Genomic DNA, 1,046 nt, shown 5'->3' on the forward strand with positions numbered 1-1,046 from the left:
CTGCTAGTTGGATGTCTCCTGTTACGTCTGTTGTTCTGAAGTAGAATTGTGGTCTGTATCCGTTAAAGAATGGTGTGTGTCTTCCACCTTCTTCTTTTGATAGTACGTATACTTCGGCTTCGAATTTTGTGTGTGGATTGATTGTTCCTGGTGCTGCTAGTACTTGGCCTCTTTCGATTTCATCTCTTTGGATTCCTCTTAGTAGGGCTCCGATGTTATCTCCTGCTTGGGCTTGGTCTAGTTGCTTCTTGAACATTTCAACTCCTGTTACTACTAGGGTTCTTCTTTCTTCTGTTAGTCCTACTAGTTCTACGTTGTCGCCTACTTTTACTGTTCCTTGTTCTACTCTTCCTGTTGCTACTGTTCCTCTTCCTGTGATTGAGAATACGTCTTCTACTGGCATTAGGAATGGGTGGTCTATGTCTCTTACTGGCTCTGGAATGTATTCGTCTACTGCTTCCATTAGTTTTAGGATTTTGTCTCCCCATTCTCCGTCCGGATCTTCTAATGCTTTTAGGGCTGATCCTACTACGATTGGTGTGTTGTCTCCGTCAAAGTCGTATTCGCTTAGTAGGTCTCTGATTTCCATTTCTACTAATTCGATTAGTTCCGGGTCATCTACTTGGTCTTCTTTGTTTAGGAATACTACTATTTTTGGTACCCCTACTTGTCTTGCTAGTAGGATGTGTTCTCTTGTTTGTGGCATTGGACCGTCTGCTGCTGAGCATACTAGGATTGCTCCGTCCATTTGTGCTGCTCCTGTGATCATGTTCTTTACGTAGTCAGCGTGTCCTGGACAGTCTACGTGTGCGTAGTGTCTGTTTGCTGTTTCGTATTCTACGTGTGATGTTGAGATTGTAATTCCTCTTTCTCTTTCTTCTGGTGCTTTATCGATGTTTGCGTAGTCTACGAATTCACCTGATCCGAATCTTTTGTTTAGTACTAGTGTTATTGCTGCTGTTAGTGTTGTTTTTCCGTGGTCTACGTGTCCTATTGTTCCTATGTTTACGTGTGGTTTGTTTCTTTCAAATTTAGCTTTAGCCATT

At 42.4% G+C, this 1,046-nt stretch carries 1 protein-coding gene; it reads right to left on the minus strand.

Features of this window, described 5'->3' with window-relative positions:
• Positions 1–1,045, minus strand: a 1,045-nt coding sequence (gene tuf, locus HMPREF9129_RS00450; RefSeq protein WP_004819164.1) for an elongation factor Tu, incomplete at its 3' end; no start/stop codon positions are given.
• Between the last annotated feature and the right edge of the window lies 1 nt (position 1,046).

This window comes from Peptoniphilus indolicus ATCC 29427 (assembly GCF_000227315.1).
In the GTDB taxonomy this organism is placed as follows: domain Bacteria; phylum Bacillota; class Clostridia; order Tissierellales; family Peptoniphilaceae; genus Peptoniphilus; species Peptoniphilus indolicus.